This window comes from Streptomyces lydicamycinicus, from assembly GCF_000829715.2.
GTDB lineage: Bacteria > Actinomycetota > Actinomycetes > Streptomycetales > Streptomycetaceae > Streptomyces > Streptomyces lydicamycinicus.
Window position 1 is genome coordinate 346,088 of the sequence record NZ_BBNO01000001.1, and the last position, 25,685, is coordinate 371,772.

Genomic DNA, 25,685 nt, shown 5'->3' on the forward strand with positions numbered 1-25,685 from the left:
GTCAGCTCCCGAACAGCGTGCGCAGGGTGTGCTGCAACACGGGGTAGAAGGCACCGGCCATCAGGACGACCCAGATACCGACAACGGTCCACAGCAGCTGCTTCTGGTACTTCGGGCCCTTGGACCAGAAGTCCACCGCGACGACCCGCAGGCCGTTGAGCGCGTGGAAGAGGATGGCGGCCACCAGGCCGTACTCCATCACGTTGACGATCGGCGTCTTGTAGGTCGCTACGACGTCGTCATACGCCTCGGGGGAGACGCGGACGAGTGCGGTGTCGAGGACGTGAACGAACAGGAAGAAGAAGATGAGGACGCCGGTGACTCGATGAGCCACCCAGGACCACATGCCTTCCCGGCCGCGGTACAGCGTTCCAGCCGGCACGGAAAAACCCTCCGGGAGCGGGGATTGGGGCCAGCCGGCTTCTCTGTCGGTCGGGCCCGGCCGGGTACGGTCCACCGGCCCTGGCCATCGTAGCGACGTGTTGTCGGTTCCTTGCGCCGGGGTCCTTAGGTGTGATCAAACAGGCACCAACGGGCTATCACACAAGCACGAACCGGAACGTTCCAGGTCACAAGCCACGATCCGTCACGGGCCGGAGGCCGTGAGCCGGGCCAGCCGCCCACGGGCCAGCCGGCGCAGTTCGTCCGCGGCGACCGCCCGCTCCTCGTCCGGCTCATTGCCCAGCCGGGTGCGGATCCCGGACAGCACCTGGTCGAGCAGCTCCTCGTCGCGGTAGCCGTCCAGGCAGATGACGAAGACATGGCGGAAGCGCCGCTCGTACTCGGCGTGCGCGGCGCGCAGCGCGGTGTGGGCGGCCAGTGTGCCGGGGCCACGGGCGCCGACGAGCGGCTGCGGCGAGAGCGACTCCTCGGCGAGCGCCTCGTCCAGCTCGGCCGCCGTCAGGTCGTAACAGGCCTCGTCGGCAGCGGCGAGCAGGGACTCCGGATCCGGGTACGGGCGGTGCGCGGCGACCCGCTCGGCCCAGCGGCGGCTGCCGCAGCAGCTCAGGAGCGCGGCCAGGGCGTCCTCACGGGGCAGGGTGTTGAAGCGGACGAGCCCGATGGCCTCGGTGCGGGGGTGCGGCAGCGCGGCGCCGCTGACCCGTGAAGATATGCCGCGCCGCGGGGGCTGCGGCGGGCGCAGCGTCGTCGGCCGGGCGGCCGGGGTGTCACCGGACAGCGTGGGCCTCCTCGGACGGGTGCGAATAGGTCGGTTCGACAGGTGCGGGACGGGCGACTGAAGGAAGCTGGGGGAGAAGCGGACCGAAGCCGGGATGCGTACCAAGCGGCGGCGGGTAGGGCGGTGGTGCGTGTGCGACGTCCCCCCGGCGGTATCCGGCGGATCCGGGAGTGCCCTGTGAAGGGGGTGACGAACGGAGACGCCACGCTAACGACGCTTGGCGACCACTGTCCGACGGATGCGCGAATTTCACCCGGATGGGAGAGCTTTCGCGCGTTCCATGGACGACCCGCTCCGCACACCTGGCAATGCCTTCGCCCCGAAAAGTGAGGATTGCACGATGTCGAACCCGATGCGGCCGCCGCGCGCCCCGCGGCCCTCGGCCTCCCTGCGCCCCGCGATGACGCCGATGAGGCGCACGGGCCCGGCGGCCCGGTCCGCGCTGCCGGCCGCGGCGCTCGCCGGCGCCCTGCTGCTCGCCGGCTGCTCCGGCACCGCGGACACCGAGCCGCCCGGGAGCACCAGCGCCAAGGTCAACCCCACGTCCGCCCGAGCCACCCCGACCTGGGCGCCGGTGACCGGGACGCCACAGGTCATCCCCGCCGTCCGTGACTTCCGCCGGGCCGACGGCCGGGGCTGGCGGCCCTCCAAGGGGGCCCGGGTGGTCGTCCCGGCCGGGGAGAAGAGCAATGTCGCCGACGAGGCCCAGCGGATGGCCCAGGACCTCGGACTGGCCGTCGTCTACGGCGACCAGACCGTCCAGCCGGGCGACATCGAGGTGAAGATCACGGGCAAGAACGGTGCGCAGCAGGCGAACAATGTGCCCGTCCAGAGCGCCGCCGACGAGGCCTACACCCTCACCGCCGACGGCACCCGGCTCACTCTCACGGCCCCCACCGACGCCGGAATCTTCTACGGCACCCGCACCGTCAAACAGGCCGTGCACGCGGCCGGCGGCCTTCCCGAGGGCACCATCGAGGACCGGCCGGGCCGTCCGCAGCGCGGCATGTCACTGGACAACGCCCGCAAGCCCTTCACCCAGGACTGGATCGAGGCCCGGATCCGGGAGATCGCCGATCTCAAGCTCAACCAGTTCCAGCTGCACTTCTCCGACGACCAGGGCTTCCGCATCCAGAGCGACACCCACCCCGAGATCGTCTCCGCCGACCATCTCACCAAGGCCCAGATCCGCCAGATCGTCGCGCTCGCCCGCAGCCTGCACATCTCCGTCGTCCCGGAACTCGACTCGCCCGGCCACCTGGGCGCCGTGCTGAAGCACTACCCCGACCTGCAGCTGCGCCGCGCATCGGGCAGCGTGGTCCCCGGTGCGATCGATATCTCCAACCCCAAGGCGGCCCCGCTGATCGACTCGCTGCTGAAGGAAATGAGCGAGCTGTTCACCAACCCCGAGGGCGCGCCCGCCTACTGGCACCTGGGCGGCGATGAGTACCAGGCCCTGCTGTCGTCCACCCCGGCAACCACCTATCCGCAGCTCACCCGGGCCGCACGGCAGAAGTACGGACCCAACGGCACCCTCCGGGACCTGGCGACCGGCTGGCTCAACGACCGGCAGAAGACCGTGGAGGCGAAGGGCAAGAACCGTATCGAGGCATGGAACGACGGATTCTTCTCCAGCCCGCGGGTGTCCGCCGACAAGAACCGGATGGTCGACTACTGGACCGGCAAGGAGGCCGGGCACCGTGACCCCGCGGAGTTCCTGCGCGAGGGCCGCAACGTCATGAACTTCAACGACGAGTACCTCTACTACGTCCTCGGCGAGCCCAACCAGTTCGTCTACCCGACCGGCCAGCGGATCTACGAGAGCTGGACTCCGCTGGTGATCCGCGGGACCCAGCCGGTGGCGGTGCCCGCGAACCTGACCGGCCCGGACCGGATTCCCGGAGCGCGCTTCGCGATCTGGTGCGACCGGTCGCAGGCACAGACGGCCGCGCAGGTGGCGGCCGGCATCCGGCTGCCGCTGGCGGCACTGGCGCAGAAGACCTGGGACCCGCGGACGCCCGCACTGTCCTGGACGGGCTTCAAGGCGCTGGCCGACCGCGTGTGAGCGGTGGCCCGGTAAGAAACGGGTGAGAGAACGAGGACGGCCGGGGCCGCCACCCCCCACAGGAGAGGCCCCGGCCGTCGTTCGCGAAGGGCCGGTGACGACCCTCTATCCGATACAGCGCCAGGCGGCGCGAAAGCGTCACACGGGGTACGGGCAGGCGTACGGCCAGTGGTCTGGACGCGGGCCAGGACAGGCCCGTAACGTGCGGATCCGCGCTGGTAGGCGCACTGTTCGCGCCGCTTGCCGCGGTCCGGAAAGCCGTCCTCCCCAGGAGTGCCCGATGGATCCGTGCACGCACGTCGCCGGGGTACCGGCGCTGCCGTGCGAGCCCGCCTTCCCGGGCCCGCCGGAGCGGGCGGTGCGCCCCTCCCGAGTACGGAGCGCGGCGGCGCACGGGTTACGGTCAGCAGGAACAATCCGGGTTACCGGGGGTTTTCCGGCCGACCGTGGCCGGCGGCAGGCAGTGGCCGGCGCAGCTCCGGTCACCGGGCCGAGCCGGGCCGGTGACGTGGCCGGGTGAAGCGAGAAAGCAGCAAGGACCGGGCGGCGGACATTCCGCGTGCGACAGGATGGACCCGTGCGAGGGGACGACATTCAGCCGGACGACCGTCGGCTGACGGTGGCCGTGCAGGCGGCGCAGGACGGCGACGAGGCGGCGTTCCGTACCGTCTATCGCGCCGTACATCCCCGACTTCTCGGATATGTACGGACCTTGGTGAGTGAACCGGACGTAGAGGACGTCACCTCCGAAGCCTGGCTCCAGATCACCCGTGACCTCGCCCGCTTCAGCGGCGACGCCGACCGCTTCCGGGGCTGGGCCGCCCGCATCGCCCGCAACCGCGCCCTCGACCACATCAGGATGCGCGGCCGCCGCCCGGCGATCGGCGGCGACGAAAGCGAACTGGCCGACACCCCCGGCGCGTCCGACACCGCGGGCGAGGCACTCGAAGCCCTGGGCACCGGCCGCACCATGCGGCTGATAGCCCGGCTGCCGCAGGACCAGGCCGAGGCCGTGGTGCTCCGGGTGGTGGTCGGGCTCGACGCCAAGAGCGCCGCGGAGGTGCTCGGCAAACGGGCCGGGGCGGTGCGCACCGCCGCACACCGCGGGCTGAAACGGCTCGCCGAGCTCCTCGGCGAGGAACCGGGCGGCGGCCGGGACACCCGGCAGGACAGCAGTCAGGACGGCGGCGAAGGCGGCGTCGGCCGGCAAGAAGGTGCCCCCACCGGCCGGCCCGCGGCGGGCTCGCGCCGAGGTGGTGGAACGGTGAGTGGGGTGCCCGTACAGGGCAGAAGGCGCCGCGACGGCATGACGGAATCGTACGTACCAGGTGTGACGGAAACGGCCGCACGAACGCAGAAGGACATGTGATGGCCGACGACCGGTACAACTGGCTCGACAAGGACACCGCGGAGCGATTGCTGCGCGGTGAACAGGTCAGTGCCCGGCACGGTGACGGCGCAGACGAGCTGGAGCAGCTCCTCAAGGCCGCCGCCGCGGTCGGCGCCAAGGCGCCCGGCACCGCCGAACTCCCCGGCGAGGAAGCCGCCGTCGCCGCGTTCCGGCAGGCCGCCCGCCGCGGCGCCCACCGCGCCGCAGGCGAACCGTCCCCGAGCGGCCGCACCGCACGCGCCACCGACTCCGTCGAACGCACCCGCCTCGGCCGCCCCTTCCGGCGCGGCTTCGCCGTGGCCCTCGCCGCCTGCGCCATCGGCGGCGTCGCGGTCGGAGCCGGCACCGGCGTGCTGCCCAGCCCCTTCCGCGGTGCCGAACCCGACCCCGCCTCCAGCGTCTCCGCCGCCGAGACCCCCGGGCCGTTCGACACCCGCGAACCCGGCGCCCAGACCGACGGCACCACGGGACACACTCCCGACCCCACCCCCGGCGGCAAGTCCGCCGGACCCACCGACACCCCCGCACCCGGCAGCAGTTCCGGCGCCACCAGGAACCCCGGCCGCGGCACCACCGGCGGCGGCAACGGGCGCGACGAGAGACCCGGCCACCAGGGCACCGCGCAGCCCGGCAGCGGCGACCGGAAGAACGTGCTGCTCGCCGTCTGCCAGGCCTATGAGTCCGGCAAACGGGACGGCATGGACCGCGACACGCTGCGCCGCCTCGAACGCAAGGCCGGCGGCCCCGACAAGGTGCACCTCTTCTGCCGTACCTACCTGGCGCGCTACCAGGACGGCGGCAGCTCGGGCAGCGACGACGGCTTCGGTGGCGGCACCGGTGACGCCGGCCAGAGCGGCGGCGGCTCGGGTGGCGACGAGGACGACGACGAACACCCCTCCCAGACACCCGGCACCACGCCCGGCTCCGGCACGTCCACCCCGGCCCCGACGCCCTCGGTGACCACCACGGACCCCGGAAACGCCGCCCCGAGTGACACCGCCACCCCGTAGGTGTGACGTTTTTCGAGCCGGTGACGCAGTACTGAATGAGCCGACTGGTCATCGGCTGCGCGAAGAGCCGGGGTTCCCCCCGTACCCACGGCTCAGCGCATCTGGCGCGGGCGGGGCACGTTCCCCCGGCCCTGCCCGCGCCGTCCCCCTCCTTTTGCGCCTAAGCCGGCGTTGCTCTCGCGGAGGTGGTTGCGCGGGGTGGGGGTGGAGCAATTTTCGCTTCGGTCAAAGCGTGGGCCGGGCCCGTGGACAGCGTGCGGCTCAGTGGTAGACGATCACCTTCGTGCCGCCCTTCACCGCCTGGAAGAGGGCGGCGATTTTTTGTTTGTCGCGGACGTTGACGCAGCCGTGGGAGGCGCCGCGGTAGCCGTGGGCGGCGAAATCCGCGGAGTAGTGGACGGCCTGGCCGCCGCTGAAGAACATCGCGTAGGGCATGGCCGTGTGGTAGAGCGTCGAGATGTGATGGCGGCTCTTGAAGGTGATGTGGAAGGTGCCCTCGCGGGTGGGGGTGTACTGCGAGCCGAAGCGGACATCCATCGCCGAGACGATGCGGCCGTCGACCACCCAGGCGAGGGTGTTGCTCCGCTTGCTGATGCAGATCACCCTGCCCCTCATGCAGCGCGGATCGGGGGCGCCGACCGGCCGGGCGGTGGGCGGGTGGAGCTGTGTCCGCGACGGCCGGTGGGTCCGTGAGCGCAGGGCGCGCCAGGTCGCGGGCTGCACGGAGCCCGTACGGGACAGGCCCTGCCGACGCTGGAAGGCGCGGACCGCGGTGGTGGTGACCGGGCCGTAGTAGCCCGTCGGGGTGCGGCCGAACAGGCCCAGCTGGGCCAGTCGCGCCTGGAGTTCGCGGACCTGCGCGCCGCGGGAGCCCGGCGCCATCAGTGGTCTGGGGGCCGACGGCCGGGGGTGGGCGGTCCGGGGGTGTGGCTTGGTGGCGTGCCGGGCGGGGGCGGACGGCGTGTGACGGCCGAGTGGCGGGGGAGCGGGAGTGGTCGGGGCGTAGCGGACGCCCTTGCTGTCCGGTGAACCGGCCCCGGTGACCGTCACCGGGCGGCAGCCCACCGCGACCGCCGCCACCACCAGCACCGCGGCCACCGCCGGCGCCGTACGTCTTCCACTGCTCCGCTGCATGCGCAACCCCCGGATCTCGGCGGCCCGACCGGCCACCGGTGACTCTTCCCAGTGCTGCGCGGCGGCGAACCTGCGGGCATGCTGTGAGCAAGGCGTAAACCCGGACGAACCGGTCACCCACTGGGAGGCGTACCCCCATGGCGCACGAGTCGGGCAGTGTGCGGCACAACGAGAGCGGTCTGCCCATCGAGCCTGTGTACGGGCCGGCGGCGCTGGACGGCTGGGACCCGGAGCGCCGGCTCGGTGCGCCCGGCGCCTACCCCTTCACCCGGGGGGTGTATCCGTCGATGTACACCGGGCGGCCCTGGACGATGCGGCAGTACGCCGGCTTCGGCACCGCGCGCGAATCCAACGCCCGCTACCGGCAGCTGATCGCCCACGGCACGACAGGGCTGTCGGTCGCCTTCGACCTGCCGACGCAGATGGGGCACGACTCGGACACCCCGATCGCCTCCGGTGAGGTCGGCAAGGTCGGGGTGGCCATCGACTCCGTCGAGGACATGCGGGTGCTGCTCGGCGGTATCCCGCTGGACAGGGTGTCGACGTCGATGACGATCAACGCACCCGCCGCGCTGCTGCTGCTCCTCTACCAACTGGTGGGGGAGGAGGAAGGGGTGGCGGCCGGTCAGCTGAAGGGGACCATCCAGAACGATGTGCTCAAGGAGTACATCGCACGGGGCACCTATATCTTCCCGCCGCAGCCGTCCCTGCGGCTGACCGCCGACATCTTCCAGTACTGCCGGGCCGAGATCCCCCGGTGGAACACCATCTCCATCTCCGGCTACCACATGGCCGAGGCGGGTGCCTCGCCCGCGCAGGAGATCGCCTTCACGCTCGCCAACGGCATCGCCTATGTACGGACGGCCGTTGCCGCCGGAATGGACGTGGACGACTTCGCACCCCGGCTGTCGTTCTTCTTCGTCTCGCGCACCACGCTGCTCGAAGAGGTCGCCAAGTTCCGTGCCGCGCGCCGGATCTGGGCCCGGGTGATGCGGGAGGAGTTCGGGGCGACGAACCCCAAGTCGATGATGCTGCGCTTCCACACCCAGACCGCGGGGGTGCAGCTCACCGCCCAGCAGCCGGAGGTGAACCTCGCCCGGGTCACCGTCCAGGGGCTCGCCGCCGTACTCGGCGGTACCCAGTCGCTGCACACCAACTCCTTCGACGAGGCCATCGCGCTGCCCACGGACAAGTCGGCTCGGCTCGCGCTGCGGACCCAGCAGGTGCTCGCGTACGAGACCGATGTGACCGCTACCGTCGACCCGTTCGCCGGGTCCTACGCCGTCGAGTCCATGACCGACGACGTGGAGGAGGCCGCCGTGGCGCTGATGCGGCGGGTCGAGGACATGGGCGGTGCGGTGGCCGCCATCGAGCGGGGCTTCCAGAAGGACGAGATCGAGCGCAATGCCTACCGCATCGCGCAGGAGACGGACGCCGGCGAGCGCGTCGTGGTCGGTGTCAACCGCTTCCAGCTGGACGAGGAGGAGCCCTACGAGCCGCTGCGGGTCGACCCCGCGATCGAGGCCCAGCAGGTCGAACGGCTCGCCACCCTGCGGACCCGCCGCAACCAGCGCACGGTCTCCGCGGCCCTCGGCGATCTCCAGAAGGCCGCCGAGGGCACGGACAACGTCCTCTACCCCATGCGCGAGGCACTGCGCGCACGGGCGACGGTGGGGGAGGTGTGCGAGGCGCTGCGGGGGGTGTGGGGGACTTATGTGCCGACGGATGCGTTCTGAGGGGGGAGTTGGGGCCGGTGGTGGGTGGGGTGGGGCAATGTTGCCGACGGGCGGGCCCGGTGGCGGGGGCAGGAGCTTGTGACCGGCGAGCCCGCCTGCGTCACACTGGTGCCATGTCGTCACCCCGCCGCGCGTGCCCCATCTGCACCCGAGAGATCGCCGTTGTCGGCGGCCGCTTCGCCCGTCATGACCCGCCCGGCCGGCGGACCGTGCTGGAGCTGATCTCCTGCCCGGGGTCGCGCAGGATGGCGCCGATGATGGCGCCCGCGGAGAAGCTGTTCGACCCGGAGGAGCCGCCGATCCCGGGGCAGCAGCCGCTGTTCTGAGCCGGGGGCGCCGGGCGGACGGCCGGTGACGGCCTGCCGGTACGCGGCGGGTGGTGTCGCCGCCGTACCGCCTGCCCTGCGCCCAACTACGGTGCCAGGACGTCCAGTTCGGCCATCGCGCCGGCGGTGATCTCGCGGGTCAGTGCCTCCGCCCGTGCCGCGTCGCCGGTCCGTACGGCCTCCGCGACCTGCACATGGAGGGTGACCGCGGCCGGGTCGGGGTCGGTGAACATCACCCGGTGCTGGGTGCGGCCGGTCAGGACGGCGGCGACCACATCGCCGAGCCGGGCGAACATCTCATTGCCGGAGGCGGTCAGTACCACCCGGTGAAACGCCATGTCGTGGACGAGATAGGCGTCGAGTTGCTGGCCGCGTGAGGTGGCGACCATGCCCATCGCTTCTTCGGTGAGCCGGGCGCACTGTTCGGGGGTGGCGTGCTGGGCGGCCAGGCCCGCGGCGACCGGCTCGATCGCCGAGCGCAGCACGGTCAGGGAGCGCAGCTGCCGGGGGCGGTCCCGGCCGGCCAGCCGCCAGCCGATCACCCGCGGGTCGTAGACGTTCCACTCCTCGGTGGGGCGGACGGTCACCCCCACCCGGCGCCGGGAAGCGACCAGCTGCATGGATTCCAGTACCCGGATCGCCTCGCGGATGACCGTGCGTGAGACGTCGAAGCGCTGCTCCAGCTCGTCCGTGCGCAGGATCGTGCCCGGAGGGTAGTCGCCCGCGGTGATCGCGGGACCGAGGGACTCCAGCACGCGGGCGTGCAGTCCCTTCCCCTCGTTTTCCATGGGGCAAGCCTACGTTCCCGGGCTCGGCGAATTAAGTATGACGTTTGCATCACAGGCTCTTGAATACGTCGTACCTAATGGGTTTCAGTGGGGGCCGCACGAGGTCGATGAAGACAGCGAGGTACCACGGGATGAGCACCCCCGACGTGATCGTCGTGATGGGCGTGGCCGGCACCGGCAAGACCACGATCGGCCCGCTGGTCGCCGACGCACTGGGCGTCCCGTACGCCGAGGGTGACGACTTCCATCCGCCGGCCAACATCGCCAAGATGTCGGCGGGCCGCCCGCTGGACGACGCCGACCGGGGACCCTGGCTGGACGCCATCGGAGCCTGGGCGCGCGAGCGGGCCGGGCGCGGCGGGGTGGTCAGCAGCTCGGCGCTCAAGCGCGCCTACCGCGACCGGCTGCGTGCCGCCGCCCCCGGCATCGTCTTTCTGCATCTCACCGGCGAGCGCGCGCTGATCGAGGAGCGGATGGCCGGGCGCACGGGCCACTTCATGCCGACCGCGCTGCTGGATTCCCAGTTCGCCACCCTCGAACCGCTCGGGCCCGACGAGGCCGGCGTCCTCGTCGAGGTGTCCGGCCGCCCGGAGGAGATCGCCGGGCGGGCGGTGGCCGCACTGCGCGCGAGGGACGCGGCGGACGACTAGGCCGCACCCTCCCCCCAACTCCCCCCACAGGTAACGCAGCACCCCCTTCCCCCTCCGTCGAACCAAGGGAATCGCCGTGACACATCTCAGCGTCGAGATGCTCGCAGCGGACGCGGCCGAGCCGATCACCACGGCCGGTCACGCACAGCTGGGCATCGCCGTCCTGGCCGGCATCGCCGTCATCGTCCTGCTCATCACCAAGTTCAAGCTGCATGCCTTTCTGTCGCTGATCATCGGCTCGCTGGTGCTCGGCGCGGTGGCCGGTGCACCGCTCGACAAGACCGTCACCAGCTTCTCGGCGGGCCTGGGCACGACGGTCGCGGGCACCGGCGTACTCATCGCGCTCGGTGCGGTGCTCGGGCGGCTGCTCGCCGACTCCGGCGGTGCGGACCAGATCGTCGACACGATCCTGGCGAAGGCGAGCCGGAAGGCGATGCCCTGGGCGATGGTGCTGATCGCCGGGATCGTCGGACTGCCGATCTTCTTCGAGGTCGGCATCGTGCTGCTGATCCCGGTGGTGCTGCTGGTCGCCAAGCGCGGCAACTTCTCGCTGATGCGGATCGGCATCCCGGCGCTGGCCGGACTGTCCGTCATGCACGGGCTGATACCCCCGCACCCCGGGCCGCTCGTGGCGATCGACGCGGTCGGCGCGAACCTCGGTGTGACGCTCGCGCTCGGCGTGGTCGTCGCCATCCCGACCGCGATCATCGCCGGACCGGTCTTCTCCCGTTACGCGGCCCGCTGGGTCGACATCCAGCCGCCGGAGAACCTGGTGCCCGAGCGCGCCTCCGACGACCTGGAGAAGCGGCCCGGCTTCGGGATCACCGTCGCGACGGTCCTGCTGCCGGTGGTGATGATGCTCGCCAAGGCACTCGTGGACATCGTCGTCGACAACCCCGAGCACCAGGTCCAGAAGGTCTTCGACGTCATCGGCTCGCCGCTGATCGCCCTGCTCACGGCTGTCATCGTCGCGATGTTCACGCTGGGCCGGGCGGCCGGGTTCACCCGGGGCCGGATCGCCGCCACCGTCGAGAAGTCGCTCGCCCCGATCGCCGGCGTGCTGCTGATCGTCGGCGCGGGCGGCGGCTTCAAGCAGACGCTGGTGGACGCCGGCGTCGGCCAGATGATCATGGACATCTCCAAGGGCTGGCACCTCTCCACGCTGCTGCTGGCCTGGCTGATCGCGGTCACCATCCGGCTCGCGACCGGCTCCGCGACCGTCGCCACGATCTCCGCCGCCGGACTGGTCGCCCCGCTCGCCGCGGAGATGAGCACCCCGCACGCCGCGTTGCTGGTGCTGGCCATCGGTTCCGGGTCGCTGTTCTTCAGCCATGTCAACGACGCCGGATTCTGGCTGGTCAAGGAGTACTTCGGGATGAACGTCGGCCAGACGCTGAAGACCTGGTCGGTGATGGAGACGCTGATCTCGGTGGTCGGGATCGTCTGCGTGCTGCTGCTGTCGCTGGTCCTTTAGGGCGGAACCCGTCAGGGACCCGGTCCGTCGGACCACTGCTCTTTCCGGGCGGATCACCGCCCCGGGCGCCCCACCCCCCTCAGGCGCCTGTCCCCGGCACGAGGCCGTATCGGCGGAGATCCGCTGGTACGGCCTCGTGCGCATGCGGTCAGCCGGCCGGCTGCGGTACGGCGGTGCCGACGCAGGCCGCGAGGGCGGCGGCCGTGGGGGCCGTGGCGTCCTCGGCCGGTGCGGCGAGGGCGAGATAGCCGTCGGGGCGGATGAGGAGGACGGCCGGGGCGCTGCCGTAGGCGTCGCGGACATGGCCGTCGGTGTCGAGCAGGTCGGGGGCCGGGCCGCCGACGCGGACGATACGCAGCAGCGCCGGATCGGCCGGCAGCGCACCGGTGTCGAGGTCGGTCGCACCGAGGGTGAGCAGGGTGAAGTGCGGGCCCCGGAAGGCGTCGAAGAGCCGGGTGGGGGTGCCGTCGGCCGTGGTGCACGGGGCGTCGGGGGCCCGGTCGCCCGCGCGGGGCACGCCCTCGGGGACGTCCGTGCGCAGCTCCCGGGTCAGCGGGCTGTCCGGGTAGCCGATGTCGAGCTGGTGCAGCTCGCGGCCGCGGTGCAGTGAGCCGGAGCGGTGCAGCCGGGTGCTGGTGTCGAGGATGTGCTCGGCGATCGGCCGCCGTTCGGTCTCGTAGCTGTCGAGGAGGCTGTCGGGGGCGCCGTACCGCAGCACCTGGCCGAGCTTCCAGCCGAGGTTGTAGGCGTCCTGGACGCTGGTGTTGAGGCCCTGGCCGCCCGCCGGGGAGTGGATGTGCGCGGCATCGCCCGCCAGGAAGACCCGGCCATCGCGGTAGGTGTCGGCCAGGCCCGCGTTCGGGCGGTAGAGGGAGGACCACAGGACCTCGCGGATCTGCCCGGCGTCGAGGTGGGTGTGGGCCGCGAGTTCGGCGCGGACCGCCTCGGGCGAGGTGTCGGTCGCGTTGGTCACCATGAGGGTCTGGAAGTAGTCGGTGCCGGTGAGCGGGAGCAGGGAGACGAACCGGTGGTCCGGCTGGATCCAGCGGTGCCAGTGGTCCCGGTCCAGGCCGTCCACCCGGACATCGGCGAGCACCGCGGCGCCCGGGGGCAGCGACGGTCCGCTCATCCCGATGCCCAGCGCCCGGCGTACGGTGCTGCGCCCGCCGTCGGCGGCGACCAGATAGGCGGTGCGCACGCTGCGCTCCACCCCGTCGGCGCCGCGCAGAGCGGCCGTCACCCCCTCCGCATCCTGGGCGAATCCGGTGAGTTCGGTGCCGAGGAGCACCGTGCCGCCGAGCTCCCGCAGCCGTGCGTGCAGCACCTCCTGGTTGCGGAACTGCGGCACCATCAGGGCGTTCGAGTACGGCCTGGCGGGTGTCGGGTCGACCCGCTCGATCATCTCGGCCGTCCGGGCGATCCGGCCGTCCTCCCAGAAGCCCAGCTTCGGGTAGAGCCCGCCGACCGCGTGGATCGCGTCCAGCACCCCGAGGTCGTCGTAGACCTCCTGGGTGCGCGGCTGCAATCCGGTGCCGCGGGCACCGGGCGAGAGGCGCTCCTGCCGCTCGACGAGCAGGGCGCGCAGACCGCGCCGGGTGAGGTCGACGGCGAGGGCGAGGCCGGTCGGGCCGGCGCCGGCGATCAGTACATCGACGGTCGTGGGGAGGTCGCCCGTAACACCGACGGACTCCTTAACGTTGTTAAGTTCCATGTTTCCGAGCATGGCTTTAACGGTGTTAAGTTGTCAACATGGTTTCCCGCATCGACCGGCGACAGGTTGTCGACACCGCCCTGCGGCTGCTGAACGAGGTCGGCCTCGACGGGCTGACCCTGCGCCGCATCGCCAAGGAGCTGGACGTCCAGGCGCCCGCGCTCTACTGGCATTTCAAGAACAAGCAGGAGCTGCTCGACGAGATGGCCACCGAGATGTTCCGGCGGATGGCCGAGTCGCTGACGGGGGAGGGCGAGGCGGCCGGCTCCGGACGGACCTGGCAGGAGACCCTCCGCGACGCCTGCCGGGGCATGCGCCGCGAACTCCTCGGCTACCGCGACGGCGGCAAGGTCTTCAGCGGCACCCGGATGACCGACGCGAGCTATTCCGGGCCGCTGGAAAGCCTCCTCACCCTGCTCACCGGCGCGGGCTTCACGCTGAGACAGGCGACGCAGGCATGGTGGACGGTCTACAGCTTCACCATGGGCCTGGTGATCGAGGAGCAGTCGGTCCACCCGGACCCCGGCGCGCCGCAGCACCGCGATCCGGCCTACGACGTGGAACTGCGCGCGCAGCAGATCGGCACGGGCTATCCGCTGGCGGCGGCCGCCGGCGAGGAGATGTTCGGCGACATCGAGCGGAACTTCGAGGCCGGGCTGCGCCTCATCATCGCCGGGATCGAGGCGACGGCCCGGCCGGAACAGCGGAGTTGAGCCGGCCGGCGGTCAGCGGCGCGGGTCGATCGACCGCTTCAGCACCGGCGTGAGCGGGCGCTCTATGAAGCGGTGCAGGACCCAGGCGAGCAGCAGCATCAGGCCCACGGTCAGCGGCAGCGTCGCGTACGAGGGCAGCCCGGCGCCGAGGTGCAGCGCCCGCACCACGACCCAGCCCAGGTGTTCGTGCACGAGGTAGAAGGGGTAGGTCAGCGCGCCCGCCACGGTCAGCCAGCGCCAGTCCGCCCATTGCAGCTTGCCCAGGGCGACGGCGGCGACCAGGGCGAAGCCCAGGGTGACGAGGGCGATGATGACCGCCGTCGAGCGGTAGGAGAACGCGGTGGCCGACGGCGCGTGCCACAGCCCGGCGACCGCGTAATGCTGGCCGATCAGCCAGCTGACCAGCACTATCGCCCAGGCGATCGGATCGCGGGCGCCATAGCGGTGCAGCAGATAAAGCCCGATGCCGCCGATGAAGAACGGGGCGTACTCGGGCATCAGGACGGTGTCGAGGAAGGGCTCGTGGGCGGCCTGGGCGAGCGCGGCGGCCAGCGTCCAGCCCGCGCAGAAGAGGACCACGCGGCCGCGGGTGGCGCCGGGCAGGACGACACAGAGCGCGAAGAGCGCATAGAAACGCATCTCCGCCCAGAGGGTCCAGCACACTCCCAGCACCCGGTCCACGCCCAGCGGCTGCTGAAGCATGGTCAGGTTGGTCAGCACCTCACTGGGCGGCAGCGCCTTGTAGGCGACCCAGGGGAGCGCGAAGACCGCGGTGATCAGCAGGATCGCGGCCCAGTAGGCGGGGTAGAGACGGGAGATCCGGGAGGCGATGAAGGCCCGGAGGGTGCGGCCCCAGCCGCTGAGGCAGATCACGAAGCCGCTGATCACGAAGAAGATCTGGACGCCCAGACAGCCGTACGCGAACAGCGGTGCGGCGGTGGGGAATTGCTGGGCGGGCGAACCGCCCCAGGCCTGCGCTATCTCGCCGCCGCGCCCCCCGAGGTGGTACGCGGCGACCATCAGGGCGGCGAGCAGCCGCAGCCCGTCGAGGGCGCGCAGCCGCGACGGACCGTTGCGGCTGCGCCCCCGTATCGCGGGCTGCGGTGCGGGTGTGACGAGGTCCGGCGCGGCGGGCGGCGCACCGGCCGTCAGCTGGGGGGCGGCGGTCATCCGAACGCGGCCCGCTTCTTCAGCCGCCGCTGGACCGCACGCGCCCGGCGCGCGACCCGGCGGACGGTGGCGTTGCGCGGAATGAACGACAGCTGCGACGGGATCGCCCCGGGCAGCGCCAGCGCGGTCAGCCGGCGGCGCTTGAAGTAGCGCCGGGTGAACGGATCGAGGTGGGCCGCGAGATAGCGCTCGGCGGACGGCCGCAGCTGCGGATAGATCTGGTGCTGCATCGCATAGCCGACCGCGGTGACCAGGCCCTCGATGCTCTCGGCGGTGGTATGCGCCCGCGGGCGCTCGCTGCGGTCGCCCAGGTCCGGCACCAGCGCGTCCACGATCGTGACCGGCATCCGGTTGCTGTTCTGATACGGCGTCAGCCGCTCCAGCAGCAGCCCGGTCCCGGTCCGCGCCGTCGGCAGCCCGTAGAAGGTGGCGGCCGTCAGCAGTGCGGTGGAGAAGCAGCCGACGACCAGCGCGGGCCGCATCCGCTGGTAGAGCACCTCGGCCAGCACCGGGCTGTCCAGCACGGTCAGCGCGATGTCCAGCTTCTCGGCCTCCCGCTCCAGCAGCCGCGACCAGCGGGCCGGCGCGGACGGATGTGGCTTGAAGACGATCTCGCGGTGGCCGCGCTCGACGGCGCCGCGCACCATCCGCACATGCAGCTCCTCTTCCTCCTCGGGAGTGAGGATGCCCAGCGCGGAGAGGTACTGGCCGAGCAGCAGCGCGCCGCCCTCCGGGACGGCCACCTCGCCACTGGCGTCCGAGAGTTCGGCCAGCACCTTGGTGAAGGCGTCGGTCGGCACGGTCTGCGGGGCGACATCGAACTCGGTGAGCAGCAGCGGTGTCAGGCCCGGCACCAGGTCCAGATGCAGCAGCCGGCTGATCCGGGTGCCGATCAGCGGATCGAGCTTGTTGCGGGTCGGGCCGTAGCTCATCAGGCCGTCGGCGTAGACATCGATCGGCGCGTCGGGGAACAGCTGGGCGAGCGCCAGCGCCGGGTTGACCTGGATGGACTCCACGACCAGCTCGACGCGGTCGTCGCCCAGGCCCCACAGCAGCCGCAGATGCCGCTCCCACAGCGGGACGTCGTCCGAACGCGGCGACCAGCCGCCCGGGTGGAACGGGCTGATCGTCTCGTTCCACGACAGCACCCGGTCGAAGCGGCCGCGCAGCCGCTCGAAGCCGGGCATGGTGTCCAGCGACGCGGTGGTCTCCGGGGTCGTCGCGTTGTTGCTGAGCAGCAGCAGCCGGCGCTCGGCCGGGGCGAAGCAGTCGGCGTCCAGCGCCGCGGCGAGGGTCGCCGCGCCGTAGAGCGTGGACGCCATGAAGATCTGGGTACGGGGTCGGGTGGACATCAGGCGGCGACCTCCGCCGGGACGGGGCGACGGCGCAGCCGCCGCAGCCGGGACGCGCGCTGCACATCCATCGAATCCAGGGCTTCCTTCAGTACGTCCTGCGGCATGCGTTTCATGGCCGCGGCGCTCATGGTGCGCAATTTACGGGCGACCTGCGGTTCGAACCGTTCGATCGAACCGAGGTGGTGAGAAATGATCGCGCAATAGGTGCGCACCGCTTTCGGCAGCAGACGATCCGCATCGCGGTCCTGTGCGGTTTCTTCGATCACCTGGTCGAAGGCGCGAATAAAGTCCAATTGCCGCACGTCACCGATCTGGGTCAGGGAAGAGGCCACACCGCGCCGGTAGAAAACACCGAGCAGTCCGACCACCGCCATGGACTTCGCCTCGCGGTGCAGCCGCCAGATCCACGGGCGGTCCTCAGCGGTACGCAGTCCGTCCTTGAAATGCAGTACCCCGTCGTCCAGCAGCCGCCGGTGGTACATCCCGGCCCAGGCGAACGCGTAGTCGACGGAGGTGGAGCGGTCGGCGGGCAGGATCACCTCGCGCGGGTCCATCACCACCCCGCGCCGGCCGTGCGGGACCCGGTGGACGGTGCGCGCGCGGGCGGTGCACTGGACATGGTCGGTACGGACGAAGTCACATCCCAACTCCTCGATGGTGGAGAGGAGTTCGGGGTAGTAGCCGGGGGCGAGCCAGTCGTCGCCGTCCAGGAAGGCGATGTATTCGCCGCGGGCCTCGTCCAGGCCGGTGTTCCGGGCGGTGGCCAGGCCGCCGTTCTGTTCGTGCCGCAGCAGTCTGGCACCCGGCAGCTCGCGCTCGGCGCGCGCGAGAATCTCCGGGGTCTCGTCGCGGGAACAGTCGTCGACGAGCAGGAATTCAAAGTCCTCGCGGGCATTGGCCGCCAGGCTTTTCAGGGTGTCGGGCGCGTATGTCTGCACGTTGTAGAACGGCACGATGACGGAGAGCTTAACCACCCGGGTGACGTTAGGTGCGGAGGCGGCATTCGTCTTTACCGGGTGCGGACCTCAAGGTGAACGAAGAATGGCGGGATGGTTAACCAGGCCGACTATCGGGCCGGTTCGCCATTCGTCGACCCGCTGTTAACCCTTTGTTGCGGCCCAGTTGGCCCGTCCAACGGAATGCCTTCCTAGCGTCTTGGACGTGCCATCACGTACCTACTCTTCGCCGCGGGTCGCCGTACTCGCCGACTCGGATACCCGGTGGAAATGGGGCGCTTTGACAGCGTACCGAATCCAATCGGACATCCGGCTCGACGGTTACCTCCTCCGCGGCCGCGCCACTCCCACGGTCCGCCAGCTCGACGAGGTCGGCGCCCGTGCGGACTCGCTGCGCGAAATCAGGGGCGTAGATTTCGTCCGGTCCATCGACCGTACGCGCTACGACGTCATCGTGCTGGCCTGCGTCGGCGGAGCGGTGCAGGCGATGCTGCACGGCCTCGCGCACGCCTGGCGAGGCGCGGAAACCCGCCCCGTCGTCGTCACCGGCTATGTCGGTGTCGTCTACGAGAAGCTCGCCGACGGGCTGCTGTTGCGGCACGGCGCGGATGTCGTTCTCGCCAACTCCCGGCACGACGCGGACCGGTTCCGCGAGGTGTACCGCGGGGTCGGCGCCGACGACAGCGGTGTCGTCGAATGCGCCCTGCCGTTCCTCGGTGGCGCGCGCTACACCGGCGAGCACACCCCCTACACCGTGGTGTTCGCCGCCCAGCCGTCCGTCCCGGAGAGCCGCGCCGACCGCACCTACCTGCTGCGCAGAGCGGTCGAGCACGCCCGTCGGCACCCGGACCGGGAGGTGCTGATCAAGCTCCGCAGCAAGCCGGGCGAGCACACCACCCATATCGAGGAACTGCCCTACCAGAAGCTCGCCGCCAAGGCCCCCGGCGGACTCCCCGCCAACTGCCGCCTGGTGTACGGCAACATGGGCGAGGTCCTGGACCGCACCGACCTGCTGGTGACGGTCAGCTCGACCGCCGCCCTGGAATCGCTGCACCGCGGCATCCCCACCGCCGTCCTCACCGACCTCGGCATCCGCGAGGTCCTCGGCAACCACCACTTCCTCGGCTCCGGCTGCCTGGCCTCCTGGGACGAGCTGGACGCCGGACACCGCCCGGAGCCGGACCCGCGGTGGCTCGCCCGCCAGGGCGTCGCCGCGGACGGCGACTACGAGCAGGCCTTCGACGTGGCCCGCGCCCGGGTCAGCGCGCTGCGCACCGCCGACCGGCTGCCGCCGGTCACCCCCTACTACACAGCCCGCACCGCCCCCGGCTACCTCCCCGGCATCCTCGCCCGGCACGGCCTGGACCCGCACGGCGAGCCGATCGCCGGCCACGTGGACGCCCCCGAGGAGACCGGCGGACTGCGCCGGGTCGCCCGCGAGACGGTCCGCGAGGCCGCCCGCGGCGCCTATCGCCACGGCGTCCAGCGCGTCGCCCCCGCCATCCGCCGCTGGGGACAGCTGTGACCACCCCGGCCAGCTCCCGGAAGGAGCCCGACATGCCGCCGAACCCGCAGAGCAGCCCCCCGACCGTGGTGGCCGTGATACCCGCCCGCGGCGGATCCAAGGGCGTGCCCGCCAAGAACCTCGCCGCCGTCGGGGGAGTGCCCCTGGTGGCCCGCGCGGTCCGGGAATGCCGTGCCGCCCGCCTGGTCACCGATGTCGTGGTGTCCACCGACGACGCCGGGATCGCGGCCGCGGCCCGCGGCGCCGGAGCGGTCGTCGTACGGCGCCCCGGCGACATCGCGGGTGACACCGCCACCAGCGAGGCCGCCGTCCTGCACGCCATGGACGCCTACGAGGCCGAGCAGGGCGCGTCGGTCGACGCGGTGCTGCTGGTCCAGTGCACCAGCCCCTTCATCGTCCGCGAGGACATCGACGGGGTGGCCGCCGCGGTCGTCGAGGGCGGCGCCGACAGCGCCCTGACCGTGGCGCCGTTCCACGGCTTCGTCTGGCGGGACGCGGCCGACGACGCGGGCATGGACACGGCGGACACCGGCAGCCCGGCCGCCGCCACGCTCCCCGCGCAGTCCACCGCCACCGCCCCGGCCACCGTCACCACCGAAGGCGGCTACGGCGTCAACCACGACAAGTCCTTCCGGCCGCGCCGCCAGGACCGCCCCCAGGACCTGCTGGAGACCGGCGCCGCCTACGGCATGGACGCGGCCGGCTTCCGCGCCGCCGGCCACCGGTTCTTCGGCCGCACCGAACTCGTGCGCACCGACCCGGCCCGGGTGCTGGAGATCGACGACCCGCACGACCTGGCCCGCGCCCGCGCCCTGGCACCGCTGCTGGACGCACCGCGGCCCGGCGCCCTGCCGACCCGCGACGACATCGACGCCGTCGTCCTCGACTTCGACGGCACCCAGACGGACGACCGGGTGCTGATCGACGCCGACGGACGGGAGATCGTCGCCGTCCACCGCGGCGACGGCCTCGGCATCGCCGCGCTGCGCAAGGCGGAGCTGAAGCTGCTGATCCTGTCCACCGAGACCAACCCGGTCGTCGCCGCACGGGCCCGCAAGCTCCAGGTCCCCGTGCTGCACGGCATCGACCGCAAGGACCTCGCCCTCAAGCAGTGGTGCGAGGAAGCGGGCATCGCGCCCGAGCGCGTGCTCTACGTCGGCAACGACGTCAATGACCTCCCGTGCTTCGACCTCGTCGGCTGGCCCGTGGCGGTCGCCGGGGCGCACGACGTGGTGCGCGGCGCGGCCCGCGCCGTCACCGCGACGCCCGGAGGCAGCGGCGCGATCCGAGAGATCGCCGCCTGGCTCCTGGGCCCGTCCCTGTAACCCACCCAGACCCCACCCCCACACACCCCCGTATCAACGCGAAGGAACCTCCCCATGAGCACCAACTCCCGCCTCCGCACCCTCGGCAACCGCGAGGCCGGCCCCGGCCGCCCCGTCTACGTCACCGGTGAGATCGGCATCAACCACAACGGCGACCTGGAGAACGCGTTCGCGCTGATCGACGCCGCCGCCGACGCCGGCTGTGACGCGGTGAAGTTCCAGAAGCGCACCCCCGAGGTCTGCACCCCGCGCGACCAGTGGGAGATCGAGCGCGACACCCCCTGGGGCCGGATGACCTACATCGACTACCGCCACCGCGTGGAGTTCGACGAGGAGGGCTACCGCGCCATCGACGAGTACTGCAAGAAGCGCGGCATCGCCTGGTTCGCCTCCCCGTGGGACGTCGAGTCCGTCGCCTTCCTGGAGAAGTTCGACGTGCCCTGCTACAAGGTCGCCTCCGCCTCGCTCACCGACGACGAGCTGCTGCGCGCCATGCGCGCCACCGGCCGCACCGTCATCCTCTCGACGGGCATGTCCACCCCCAAGCAGATCAGGCACGCCGTCGAGGTCCTGGGCAGCGAGAACATCCTGCTCTGCCACGCCACGAGCACCTACCCGGCCAAGGCCGAGGAGCTCAACCTCCGCATGATCAACACCCTTCAGGACGAGTACCCGAACGTCCCGATCGGCTACAGCGGCCACGAGACCGGTCTCCAGACCACCCTCGCCGCGGTCGCCCTCGGCGCCACCTTCGTCGAGCGCCACATCACCCTCGACCGCGCCATGTGGGGCTCCGACCAGGCCGCCTCCGTCGAGCCCGGCGGCCTGTCCCGCCTGGTCCGCGACATCCGCACCATCGAGGAGTCCCTCGGTGACGGCGTCAAGAAGGTCTACGAGAGCGAGCTCGGCCCGATGAAGAAGCTGCGCCGCGTCACCGGCGTGGTGGCCGAGGCCGAGGCCGCCGAGCCGGCCGCCGTCTGACCGCCCGGCCGACGAACCGACGGGAGCCAAGGTGACCTCACCTGAGGGGACCCGCGCCGTGCCCGGCACGCCCGGCGCCGAGGTTCCGCCCCCGGAGACGACGGATACTCCCGCCCGTCGTCTCCGGGGGGTGCCGCGGCAGCGTCACCGGACCGCACGCTCCGGTGAGCCGCGAGCGGCCGCCCGGGACACCGGCACCCTCGCGTTCGTCGAGAGCCCGGTGCAGCTGCTGAACGTCCTGGAGTGGGCGCACACCGCACAGGCCACCGGGCTCACCGTCGTCGTGCTCTCCCCGCAGGATCCGATGACCCGCGGCCAGCTGCGGCGGATGGCCGAACTCGCCCGCGACGAAGGCCATACGGTGCGCTGGGAGGAGGCCCGCGGTGGTCCGACCGCGCCGATGCGCACCATCGGCGGCCTCACCCCGCTGCTGCGCCGCGCCCACCGCGTCGTCATCGGCGACCCGTTCTCCCGCTACGTCCAGCTGCTGCTCTCCCTCGCCAGGGCGCGCGATCTGGTCGTGGTCGACGACGGCACCGCCACCATGGAGTTCATCTCCCAACTCGCCCGCGGGGAACAGCTGGTGCGCTGGCACCGCAACGGCAGCGGCCGCGGCCCGCGGGACCTGATCTTCGCCCCGTTCTCGGCCACCGCCCGGCGCCGGCTCACCCCGGCTCCCGAGGGCGGGCGGCGCACCGTCGGCCTGTTCAGCTCGATGCCCGTCGAGGCGCCGCCGGGCGTCGAGGTCACCACCAACGAGTTCGCCTGGACCCGGAGCCGCTTCGGCCCGCCCCGGCTCACCCGCGCCGCCGACATCGTCGGCACCTCGCTGGTGGAGACCGGGGTCGTGGACGCCGAGCGCTACCTGGCGGCGGTCGCCGGCCTGGCCCGTACGCACGGCGCCACCCGCTACTTCGCGCACCGCAAGGAGAGCACCGAGAAGCTGCGCCGGCTCGTGGGCGAGACCGGGCTGGAGATCGTCCGGCCCGATCTGCCGCTCGAACTGATCGCCCGGCGCGGGCCCATCGGACGGCTGATCGTCAGCTTCCCCTCCACCGTGGTCCACACCCTGCCGCTGGCGCTGAAGGGGACGGAGGTCAAGGTCGCGGTCTGCGACATCGATCCGGAGTGGCTGACGGCCAACGCCTCACCGCGGGCCCAGGGTTTCCTCGACGGGGTCACCGGCACCGCCCGCGACGTGCAGCGACTGCCCTTCACCCAGCCGATGGCCGCCGGATGAAGGAGCGCGGGAAGCCTTACTGCATACCCGTCGCATAAACCGTCCATGCGCCGAGCGGCCTGATTTTCTTCCCCTAACGGGCTGAACTTTTGTTGATCGAAGGACAGTTGCCCCCTTCGGGCCCGTAACCTTCCACAGGTGAACCACGTGATGTCCCGAGAGGTCAGTGCCGCCCGTACCCCCGCCGGGGATCAGCTCCCCGGCGCCCTTCCCGAGGCCCTGCGCGCCGAACTCAGCGCCTTCCGGCGCGACTTGCACCGGCACCCGGAACTCGGCAACCAGGAGTTCCGGACCACCGCGACGCTCAAGGAACGGCTGGAGCGGGCCGGACTGCGGCCCCGGGTGCTGGCCACCGGCACCGGCCTGATCTGTGACATCGGCACCCGGGACGCCACGGCCGACGGGCGGGCCGTAGCGGCCGCCCCCGACCGCCCCCTGCTGGCGCTGCGGGCGGACATCGACGCGCTGCCGATCCCGGACACCAAGACCGTCGACTACGCCTCGACGGTCGCCGGCCGCGCCCACGCCTGCGGCCATGATGTGCACACCACCGTCGTCCTCGGCGCCGGTCTGGTCCTGGCCGAGCTGGCCCGCACCGGCGCCCTGCCGCGCCCCGTGCGCCTGCTCTTCCAGCCCGCCGAGGAGATCCTGCCCGGCGGCGCCTCCGACGCGATCGAGTCCGGCGCCCTGGAGGGCGTCGGCCGGATCCTCGCCGTCCACTGCGACCCGCGGGTCGACGCCGGCCGGATCGGGCTCCGTACGGGAGCGATCACCTCGGCCTGTGACCGGCTGGAGGTCGAGCTGGACGGCCCCGGCGGCCACACCGCCCGCCCGCACCTGACCACCGACATGGTCACCGCCGCCTCCCGGGTCGCCCTGGACGTACCGGCGCTGCTGGCCCGCCGGGTCGACGCCCGCGCCGGTATGGCCGTCACCTGGGGCCGGCTGGCGTCCGGGCACGCCTGCAACGTCATCCCGCAGCACGCCGAACTCTCCGGCACCGTCCGCTGTCTTGATCTCGACGCCTGGCGGCGGGCCCCGGACCTGGTCCATGCGGCGATCGACGAGATCGCCGCGCTGCACGGCGCGAAGTCCCAGATCACCTACGTCCGCGGGGTGCCGCCGGTGGTCAACGAGCCGGTCACCGTCCAGCTGCTGCACTCCGCGATGGCCGCCCGCCGCGGCGAGGGCGCCATCGAGGACACCGAGCAGTCCCTCGGCGGCGAGGACTTCTCCTGGTACCTCGAAGACGTCCCCGGCGCCATGGTCCGCCTCGGCGTCCACCCGCCCGCCGACCCCACGCACCGGGACCTGCACCGCGGCGATTTCGACGTGGACGAGCAGGCGATCAAGGTGGGCGTGGAGCTCTTCACCGGCTGCGCGCTCCTCGACGGGGACCTCGCGGACTGAGGACGGACTGAGCACGGGCTGAGCGCAGTGGGTCCGGGCGGCGTCGCACGGCGACCGGCCCGGCCAGTCCCCCGCCCGACCCGTCCCCTATAGCGGGACACTGTCCGTAATGACTCCATAACGACCCGTTCCGGCAGCTTGCCGGGACGGGCCGCGCGGCCCGTCCCCCCGTGTTTCGTTCAGGTGCCCTACGCCTCGAATCGATAACGTCCACGCAGTGGAGGGTTTTGCGCCAGGTCTACGCGCGTTAATCTCCCGACAAGCCAGCGCCAATGGGGGCGCTTAGAGCGAAGGGAAGGCCCCGTGCGTCGGGTCATCAGGATTGCCGCCGCGGCCACCGCCACCGCGGGCCTCGCGCTCACCGCCACCGCGTGCGGTCAGAGCTTTGCCGAGGCCAACCGCGCCAAACACGCGGGGGTCGGGTTGGCCTTCGACATCGGCGGCCGGGACGACCACTCGTTCAACGAAGCGGCCGCCCGCGGTGCGGACAACGCGACCAAGAAGCTGGGCGTCAACGTCAAGATGCTCACCGCCAAGAACGGCGAGACCGAGGCGGACCGCGAGCAGCGGCTCACCTCCTTCGCCGAGGCCGGCTACAACCCGGTCATCGGCGTCGGCTTCGCCTACAGCCAGGCCGTGCAGAACGTGGCCAAGGACTTCCCCGCCACCACCTTCGGTGTCGTGGACGCCGTGCCCGAGGGCAAGAACGTCGATGCGATGGTCTTCGCCGAGCACGAGGGCTCGTATCTGGCCGGGGTCGCGGCCGCGCTGAAGAGCAAGAACCACAAGGTGGGCTTCATCGGCGGCGTGAACAACGCGCTGATCCAGAAGTTCCAGGCCGGCTTCGAGCAGGGGGTCCGTGACACCGACCCGAAGGCCAAGGTCACCTCGCAGTACCTGTACCCCAACAACGACAAGGGGTTCAACGACCCGGCGGCCGCCAAGGCCAAGGCCGGCGGCATGCTCGACAGCGGGATCGACGTGATCTACACGGCGGCCGGGCAGTCGGGCGCCGGGACCATCGAGGCGATCAGCAGGGTCAAGGGCGCCTGGGCGATCGGCGTGGACTCGGACCAGTACCAGCAGCCGGGTCTGGCCCGCTACAAGAACCGGATCCTCACCTCGGTCGTGAAGAACGTCGATGTGGCCGTGTTCGACCTGATCAAGAGCGCCGAGGACGGGAAGCCGCTGACCGGCATCCACTCCTACGACCTCAAGCACAGCGGGGTGTCGCTCGCCACCTCGGGCGGGTTCATCAAGGACATCCAGCCGCAGATCGATGCGGCCCGGAAGAAGATCATCGAGGGCAAGGTGAAGGTCAAGGAGACGCCGTAGCCCGGGACCACCGCCGCCCCGGGTCTCCGCAGCGCCGGACCCCGGGGGCGAGCCCCACGTCCCCCCTTGTGACCTTCCGGTCCCTGACTTTCCGTCCTTTCCGCTCCTTCATCCCTGAGGGGAGTGCGCCATCAACGCAGCATCCACGAGCAGCGGCCCCGCCGTCCCGGACGCCCCCGCTGTAGAACTCCGCGGAATCACCAAAAGGTTC

At 71.6% G+C, this 25,685-nt stretch carries 22 protein-coding genes; 14 read left to right on the forward strand and 8 right to left on the reverse strand.

The window, feature by feature from the left end; genetic code table 11:
• Position 1: 1 nt before the first annotated feature.
• Together sdhC and TU31_RS01505 are read right to left on the reverse strand one after the other, a co-directional pair.
• Positions 2 to 382, reverse strand: coding sequence for a succinate dehydrogenase, cytochrome b556 subunit (gene sdhC / locus TU31_RS01500; RefSeq protein WP_078885501.1), 381 nt, complete (start codon positions 380 to 382; stop codon positions 2 to 4).
• Positions 383 to 586: 204 nt separating this feature from the next.
• Positions 587 to 1,285 carry a 2-oxo-4-hydroxy-4-carboxy-5-ureidoimidazoline decarboxylase gene (locus TU31_RS01505; RefSeq protein WP_370682687.1) on the reverse strand — a complete coding sequence of 233 codons (699 nt, stop codon included), beginning with the start codon at positions 1,283 to 1,285 and terminating at the stop codon, positions 587 to 589.
• 235 nt (positions 1,286 to 1,520) lie between these two features.
• On the opposite strand from TU31_RS01505, the gene TU31_RS01510 reads away from it, so the two are divergent.
• The 3 genes from TU31_RS01510 (at position 1,521) to TU31_RS01520 (ending at position 5,645) form a co-directional block, all read left to right on the forward strand.
• The gene (locus TU31_RS01510; protein WP_181018510.1) at positions 1,521 to 3,245 is read left to right on the forward strand and encodes a beta-N-acetylhexosaminidase; all 1,725 of its coding nucleotides are present in this window, start codon (positions 1,521 to 1,523) and stop codon (positions 3,243 to 3,245) included.
• Between the two features lie 577 nt (positions 3,246 to 3,822).
• Positions 3,823 to 4,614, forward strand: coding sequence for an RNA polymerase sigma factor (locus TU31_RS01515; RefSeq protein WP_042147659.1), 792 nt, complete (start codon positions 3,823 to 3,825; stop codon positions 4,612 to 4,614).
• Positions 4,614 to 5,645, forward strand: coding sequence for a hypothetical protein (locus TU31_RS01520; RefSeq protein WP_042147663.1), 1,032 nt, complete (start codon positions 4,614 to 4,616; stop codon positions 5,643 to 5,645). The genes TU31_RS01515 and TU31_RS01520 overlap by 1 nt, the downstream gene beginning before the upstream one ends.
• 261 nt (positions 5,646 to 5,906) lie before the next feature.
• Here the strand turns inward: TU31_RS01520 and TU31_RS01525 are convergent, their stop codons facing one another.
• The gene (locus TU31_RS01525) at positions 5,907 to 6,779 is read right to left on the reverse strand and encodes a L,D-transpeptidase family protein (RefSeq protein ID WP_042149763.1); all 873 of its coding nucleotides are present in this window, start codon (positions 6,777 to 6,779) and stop codon (positions 5,907 to 5,909) included.
• Between the two features lie 137 nt (positions 6,780 to 6,916).
• On the opposite strand from TU31_RS01525, the gene TU31_RS01530 reads away from it, so the two are divergent.
• Together TU31_RS01530 and TU31_RS01535 are read left to right on the forward strand one after the other, a co-directional pair.
• Positions 6,917 to 8,515 (forward strand): acyl-CoA mutase large subunit family protein, encoded by a 1,599-nt coding sequence (locus TU31_RS01530; RefSeq protein ID WP_042147666.1) that lies wholly within the window; start codon positions 6,917 to 6,919, stop codon positions 8,513 to 8,515.
• A 113-nt stretch (positions 8,516 to 8,628) separates the two neighbouring features.
• Positions 8,629 to 8,841 carry a hypothetical protein gene (locus tag TU31_RS01535; protein WP_026169541.1) on the forward strand — a complete coding sequence of 71 codons (213 nt, stop codon included), beginning with the start codon at positions 8,629 to 8,631 and terminating at the stop codon, positions 8,839 to 8,841.
• A gap of 86 nt (positions 8,842 to 8,927) precedes the next feature.
• Here TU31_RS01535 and TU31_RS01540 read toward each other — a convergent pair whose 3' ends face one another.
• Positions 8,928 to 9,629: a FadR/GntR family transcriptional regulator gene (locus TU31_RS01540; protein WP_042147670.1), complete on the reverse strand. Its 702-nt coding sequence runs from the start codon at positions 9,627 to 9,629 to the stop codon at positions 8,928 to 8,930.
• 131 nt (positions 9,630 to 9,760) lie between these two features.
• Here TU31_RS01540 and TU31_RS01545 point away from each other — a divergent pair, with 131 nt between their 5' ends.
• Positions 9,761 to 10,279 carry a gluconokinase gene (locus TU31_RS01545; protein WP_042147674.1) on the forward strand — a complete coding sequence of 173 codons (519 nt, stop codon included), beginning with the start codon at positions 9,761 to 9,763 and terminating at the stop codon, positions 10,277 to 10,279.
• A 76-nt stretch (positions 10,280 to 10,355) separates the two neighbouring features.
• Positions 10,356 to 11,753, forward strand: a complete 1,398-nt coding sequence (locus TU31_RS01550; RefSeq protein WP_042147676.1) for a GntT/GntP/DsdX family permease — start codon at positions 10,356 to 10,358, stop codon at positions 11,751 to 11,753.
• Positions 11,754 to 11,901: 148 nt separating this feature from the next.
• On the opposite strand, the gene TU31_RS01555 is transcribed toward TU31_RS01550, so the two are convergent.
• The gene (locus TU31_RS01555) at positions 11,902 to 13,464 is read right to left on the reverse strand and encodes an FAD-dependent monooxygenase (protein ID WP_042149766.1); all 1,563 of its coding nucleotides are present in this window, start codon (positions 13,462 to 13,464) and stop codon (positions 11,902 to 11,904) included.
• Between the two features lie 38 nt (positions 13,465 to 13,502).
• Between TU31_RS01555 and TU31_RS01560 the strand changes: the two genes are divergently transcribed.
• Complete coding sequence (locus TU31_RS01560) at positions 13,503 to 14,177, forward strand: TetR/AcrR family transcriptional regulator C-terminal domain-containing protein (protein ID WP_042147679.1); 675 nt, start codon at positions 13,503 to 13,505, stop codon at positions 14,175 to 14,177.
• Between the two features lie 12 nt (positions 14,178 to 14,189).
• Here the strand turns inward: TU31_RS01560 and TU31_RS01565 are convergent, their stop codons facing one another.
• The 3 genes from TU31_RS01565 to TU31_RS01575 are packed head-to-tail and all read right to left on the reverse strand — an operon-like array spanning position 14,190 to position 17,676.
• Positions 14,190 to 15,347 carry an acyltransferase family protein gene (locus TU31_RS01565; RefSeq protein ID WP_042147683.1) on the reverse strand — a complete coding sequence of 386 codons (1,158 nt, stop codon included), beginning with the start codon at positions 15,345 to 15,347 and terminating at the stop codon, positions 14,190 to 14,192.
• Positions 15,344 to 16,699, reverse strand: coding sequence for an alpha-2,8-polysialyltransferase family protein (locus TU31_RS01570; RefSeq protein WP_042147686.1), 1,356 nt, complete (start codon positions 16,697 to 16,699; stop codon positions 15,344 to 15,346). Before TU31_RS01570 ends, TU31_RS01565 begins: the two co-directional genes overlap by 4 nt.
• Complete coding sequence (locus TU31_RS01575; RefSeq protein WP_042147689.1) at positions 16,699 to 17,676, reverse strand: glycosyltransferase family 2 protein; 978 nt, start codon at positions 17,674 to 17,676, stop codon at positions 16,699 to 16,701. Before TU31_RS01575 ends, TU31_RS01570 begins: the two co-directional genes overlap by 1 nt.
• Before the next feature lie 187 nt (positions 17,677 to 17,863).
• On the opposite strand from TU31_RS01575, the gene TU31_RS01580 reads away from it, so the two are divergent.
• The 6 genes from TU31_RS01580 to TU31_RS01605 all read left to right on the forward strand — a co-directional run bounded on the left by TU31_RS01580 (position 17,864) and on the right by TU31_RS01605 (position 25,474).
• Positions 17,864 to 19,183: a DUF6716 putative glycosyltransferase gene (locus TU31_RS01580; RefSeq protein WP_370682688.1), complete on the forward strand. Its 1,320-nt coding sequence runs from the start codon at positions 17,864 to 17,866 to the stop codon at positions 19,181 to 19,183.
• Positions 19,184 to 19,215: 32 nt separating this feature from the next.
• Positions 19,216 to 20,508, forward strand: coding sequence for an acylneuraminate cytidylyltransferase (locus TU31_RS01585; RefSeq protein ID WP_042147696.1), 1,293 nt, complete (start codon positions 19,216 to 19,218; stop codon positions 20,506 to 20,508).
• Positions 20,509 to 20,562: 54 nt separating this feature from the next.
• Positions 20,563 to 21,489 carry an N-acetylneuraminate synthase family protein gene (locus tag TU31_RS01590; RefSeq protein ID WP_042147699.1) on the forward strand — a complete coding sequence of 309 codons (927 nt, stop codon included), beginning with the start codon at positions 20,563 to 20,565 and terminating at the stop codon, positions 21,487 to 21,489.
• A 31-nt stretch (positions 21,490 to 21,520) separates the two neighbouring features.
• Positions 21,521 to 22,729: a hypothetical protein gene (locus TU31_RS01595; RefSeq protein WP_245698373.1), complete on the forward strand. Its 1,209-nt coding sequence runs from the start codon at positions 21,521 to 21,523 to the stop codon at positions 22,727 to 22,729.
• A gap of 150 nt (positions 22,730 to 22,879) precedes the next feature.
• A complete protein-coding gene (locus tag TU31_RS01600) occupies positions 22,880 to 24,139 on the forward strand; it encodes an amidohydrolase (RefSeq protein WP_042149769.1) in 1,260 nt (419 codons plus the stop codon).
• Between the two features lie 303 nt (positions 24,140 to 24,442).
• Positions 24,443 to 25,474 (forward strand): BMP family lipoprotein, encoded by a 1,032-nt coding sequence (locus TU31_RS01605; RefSeq protein WP_042147705.1) that lies wholly within the window; start codon positions 24,443 to 24,445, stop codon positions 25,472 to 25,474.
• Positions 25,475 to 25,685 lie beyond the last annotated feature (211 nt).